At 33.4% G+C, this 4579-nt stretch carries 4 protein-coding genes; all 4 read left to right on the forward strand.

Annotated features, from left to right (window positions below):
• Positions 1-409 precede the first annotated feature (409 nt).
• Genes AAC053_RS13590 through AAC053_RS13605 form a run of 4 tightly spaced genes read left to right on the forward strand, consistent with a single transcriptional unit; the run spans position 410 to position 4320 of the window.
• On the forward strand, positions 410-505 hold the full coding sequence (locus AAC053_RS13590) for a DNA cytosine methyltransferase (RefSeq protein ID WP_142190968.1): 96 nt from the start codon (positions 410-412) through the stop codon (positions 503-505).
• Between the two features lie 40 nt (positions 506-545).
• Positions 546-797: a hypothetical protein gene (locus AAC053_RS13595; protein WP_031445037.1), complete on the forward strand. Its 252-nt coding sequence runs from the start codon at positions 546-548 to the stop codon at positions 795-797.
• Positions 794-1183 (forward strand): (deoxy)nucleoside triphosphate pyrophosphohydrolase, encoded by a 390-nt coding sequence (locus tag AAC053_RS13600; protein WP_031445038.1) that lies wholly within the window; start codon positions 794-796, stop codon positions 1181-1183. Before AAC053_RS13595 ends, AAC053_RS13600 begins: the two co-directional genes overlap by 4 nt.
• Positions 1180-4320 (forward strand): DUF3427 domain-containing protein, encoded by a 3141-nt coding sequence (locus tag AAC053_RS13605; RefSeq protein WP_339757738.1) that lies wholly within the window; start codon positions 1180-1182, stop codon positions 4318-4320. The genes AAC053_RS13600 and AAC053_RS13605 overlap by 4 nt, the downstream gene beginning before the upstream one ends.
• Positions 4321-4579 lie beyond the last annotated feature (259 nt).

Genomic DNA, 4579 nt, shown 5'->3' on the forward strand with positions numbered 1-4579 from the left:
AATGGAGAACAAATGTTCTAATGGATTGGGCAGAACGATGGAATTGGTTAAGGTAAAGGAAAACCAGGGCATTAAAAACCAAAAATGCCTATATACTTCCCACAAATGGACAGACTGATAAGGAAGCATACTAAAAGTATATTTAAAAATTAAGATAAACCATAGTTTCTCACTATTTTGGTAACTTTAATTTATTCGAACATAAACCGAATAAAAAAAGTACTTGAAGCCTAAGGAATTAAACAAACTTGGTAGGCCGAGAAGCTTGGAAAAAGTTATAGTGATAGTGAATGCTTACATTTAAAACAGACAACAACCTTGACTAGCAGTACTAATCAAAATAGCACATATTTTGGATATAGGTATTAAAGAAGTATTATTATCGAATACGCCTCAAAACCATGAAAAAATGCATTTCATAGATCTATTTGCAGGCGCAGGAGGACTTTCAGCAGGATTTATCTCAACTGGTTTTAAACCTATGGCTTACCTTGAAATCAAATAATCTGCTTGTACTAGAAGAACATCTGATTAAAGATTATTAAATGGAATATAGAATCACATATATTGACACTTTACTTTCCAGTAACTTCCCGAAGGATTTTATTCCAAAACAGAAAAAAGAAATTAAAAGCAAATTTAAATTCTTTTTTAGGTTACTTAATGGTGACAGAAACATTTATTTTGAAGGTTTAGCAAACAGAAATGATTCATTTGACCCATTAGATTTTTTAGGGAGCGAACATGGAGGTACAGACTTGCAATATCTTGAAAATAGAAAATACTTACGATTATGAAAAATGCAATAAAAGTGGCTTGTGCTATAATTGCTATCGATCATAAATTTTTGGTTGTTCAAAGAAGTGAAAGTATGAATCTACCGCTAAAATGGGAATTCCCTGGAGGAAAAATAGAACTGAATGAAACAGAAGAAGAATGCGTCTTAAGAGAAATAGAGGAAGAATTAAACATTGAGGTCACCTTGGTTAAAAGGCTTACATCATCTTTTTTCGAATATCCAAATATTGCTATCGAATTAATTCCTTTTTTAGCCAATTACGAAAAAGGAGAGATAAAACTGAAGGAACATAAACAGTATATACTTTTGAATAAAAAAGAACTGATCCGTTTGGATTGGGCTGATGCTGACTTACCGATTGTAAAAGAACTACAAGAATTATGACTCAAGGAATTTATGAAGAACTGGTAACAAAATTAGTTGCTCAAAAAATCAATGAGCTTGATAAAAGCGCTTACCTAATTAACAAGACCAAGATTGATAAAGAAGAGGCCTCCACAATATTAGCAAAGCACTTATCACAAACTATAAAGCATGCATTAGAGTATGTAAAAGGAGACAAGCAGATTGAGTTACAAATTGAAATAGCTAATAAAATCATCAGAATTTTAAAGGAAGTACTTCAAAAAGAAGAATTTAACAATGACCTGATAGACGTTGAAGGAGAGATTTTAAAAGCAGTATTTACAAAAGTTGATGCTCATTTTTCAGATTTCGACCTGCATTTAAAAGAAATAACGCCTTACACGAGACTAACCCATAGCGAACTTTTTACCGGAGGCAATGTGGGCTTATCACTTGAGAGTGAACTTAAAAAGGAAATTTTATCTGCTGATAGGATTGACTTATTGGTATCCTTTGTAAAATTCAAGGGAATAATTATTCTTGAAAGAGAATTAAGGGAGTTTACTAAACGAGGAGGTAAGCTGAGGCTAATAACCACAACCTATATGGGAGCTTCCGATTACAAAGCCATTCAGTTACTTTCAAAATTAGAGAATACAGAAGTTAAAATATCTTATAATACTGGTAATGAGAGGCTTCATGCAAAGGCTTACTTGTTTTTCAGAAACACTGGTTTTCATACAGGTTATATTGGTTCTTCAAACTTTTCCAGGTCTGCGCTAACCGATGGTTTAGAATGGAATATAAAAATTACAACAAAAGAGGTGAGCCATATTATAGATAAATTTCAGAAGACATTTGACTCTTATTGGCAAAGCGATGATTTTGAAACTTTTGATGATTCTATTCATAAAGAAAAACTCATTAGCTCTTTGAACCTGAGGAAAATATCTAAATCCTCCGAAATCATCCTTTCATTTTTTGACATCAAACCTTACCCTTTCCAGTTAGAGATTTTAGAAAAACTTGAAGTGGAAAGAATGATACATGACAGAAATAGAAATTTAGTTGTAGCAGCTACAGGAACGGGAAAAACGGTAATCTCAGCATTTGATTACAAGAACTTTAGACAAAACAACAAATCTTCCAAGCTCTTGTTCTTAGCACATCGAAAAGAAATACTTTCACAGTCTGTATCTACTTACAGAGGAATTTTAAGGGACAATAATTTTGGTGAGTTGTGGGTGAATGGACTAGAACCAATTAGCTATGAATACGTATTCGCTTCCGTTCAAACGCTAAATAATAGACTCGAAAATATAAATTTATCACCTCAATATTTTGATTACATAGTCATTGATGAGTGCCACCACCTTGCAGCGAACAGCTATCGCGCCATTATAAATTATTTCAAGCCAAAAGTACTTTTAGGTTTGACGGCCACACCTGAAAGAATGGATGGTGGTGACATTCAAGAGGACTTCCACAATAGAATTGCAGCCGAGATTAGACTGCCAGAAGCTTTAAATAGGAGGCTACTTTGTCCTTTTCAATATTTTGGCATTACTGACAGCATCGATTTATCCAATGCTACATGGGTTCGTGGCAGATATGTTGCAAGCGAGTTGACCAATTTATACACCGCCAATGACAGAAGAGTAAGAGAAATTATTGATGCTTTAGAGAAATACACAAAAGATAAAACTGATGTGAAAGCTATCGGCTTTTGCGTTTCTATGGAACATGCAAAATTCATGGCAGAAAAATTTACTTTAGCGGGATTTAAAGCGGACTATCTCACGAGTGCAAATGATCAAAATAGAGATATTGTTAGAAATCAATTGCTGAATAAAGAAATTAATTATTTATTCGTCGTAGATATTTTCAACGAGGGGGTTGACATACCGGAGATTGATACTGTAATCTTTTTAAGACCTACAGAAAGTTTAACAATTTTCTTGCAACAATTAGGAAGAGGGCTGAGATTAGCAAATGATAAAGATTGTTTAACCGTATTAGACTTTGTTGGCAATGCCAGACCAGAATACAATTTTGAAAATAAATTCAGGGCGCTTATCGGTAAAACCGCGACTAAAGTCCACAAAGAAATAGAAGACAACTTTCCACATTTGCCAATTGGCTGTTCTATCGTTTTGGAAAAGAAAGCCAAAGAAACAATTCTTGAAAACATAAAAGCTGCTACCAACCTTAATCGCAATCAAATTATTAGTAAGATTAAAAAATTTAAACAGCAAACCACTCTTCCTCTTAATCTCAAAAACTTTTTAGAATTTAATTCTATTTCAATACAAACAATTTATAAGAGAGGGAGCTGGAAACGTTTATGTCAAGAAGCTGGCGTTATCGATGATTTTCAAAAAAATAATGAAAAAGAAATTGTTTCATCCATCAATAAAAAATGGCTCTCAACAAGCTCAACAAGTTATTTTAGATTTATACTAAAACTGGCAAGGGCAAATTTCCTACTGAATTTGACGGAATTCAATCCTGAAGAACGAACCATGCTCTTAATGCTTCATTACGACATCTGGCAAAAAGCAAGCGGATTTGAATCACTTGAAGAAAGTATTCAGACCATTGGTAAGAATAAGGTTTTGGTTGAAGAAATAATTGAAGTGCTTGAAATTTTGATTGACCATATTGACTTTAAAGAAATAAACATTAATTTACCATACAATCAACCTCTAAAGGTTCATGCGCGATACACAAGGGATCAAATTTTAGCTGCTTTTGGATTAAGCACTTTCGAAAAAAAATGGCCTAGCAGAGAAGGAGTAGCAGAAAACACCGCTTTAGATACTGAATTACTTTTCATCAATCTTATCAAATCAGAAGAAAATTTCTCTCCTACAACAATGTATGACGACTATGCTATAAATGAATATTTATTTCATTGGCAGAGTCAAAATTCAGCAAGCCCAGAAACATCAAAGGGTCGATCCTACATAAAACATCTAGAAAATAACAAGAAAATTCTTTTGTTTGTAAGAGAAAAAGCTAACGACGAATATGGAAATACGATGGGATATGTGTTCGTTGGCGAAGGAACTATTAGTGATTATTATGGTGCTAAACCAATGAATATTAAGTGGGAATTGAATGAGCCAATGCCTCATTATTTATGGAATGATGCAGCAAAACTGAGAGTAGGATAATTCAATTTACATTCCTCCCTACTAGCGCTAAACTTCCTTTGTAATTAGACAGTCGTCACGCTTTTTCCAAAACTAGCATTTTTTCAAACTAAATGCTTCTTAAATTTTTAAAGAAAATTATCGAATTTAGCGATGGACTAAAAAGGGTAAGCTTACACCATGATTCAAATAATAAAAGCAACTATAAAGCATTCCGAAATAATTGCCGAAATAGGAAAACAAGCCTTTTGGGAATCCCACGGGCATAGCGCTTCAAAAG

This window comes from uncultured Winogradskyella sp. (assembly GCF_963975125.1).
GTDB lineage: Bacteria > Bacteroidota > Bacteroidia > Flavobacteriales > Flavobacteriaceae > Winogradskyella.

Bases quoted from the DNA above. Each gene is read 5' to 3' on its own strand.
- AAC053_RS13590 (WP_142190968.1), top strand. From the start codon at position 410: ATGCATTTCATAGATCTATTTGCAGGCGCAGGAGGACTTTCAGCAGGA.
- AAC053_RS13595 (WP_031445037.1), top strand. From the start codon at position 546: ATGGAATATAGAATCACATATATTGACACTTTACTTTCCAGTAACTTC.
- AAC053_RS13605 (WP_339757738.1), top strand. From the start codon at position 1,180: ATGACTCAAGGAATTTATGAAGAACTGGTAACAAAATTAGTTGCTCAA.
- AAC053_RS13600 (WP_031445038.1), top strand. From the start codon at position 794: ATGAAAAATGCAATAAAAGTGGCTTGTGCTATAATTGCTATCGATCAT.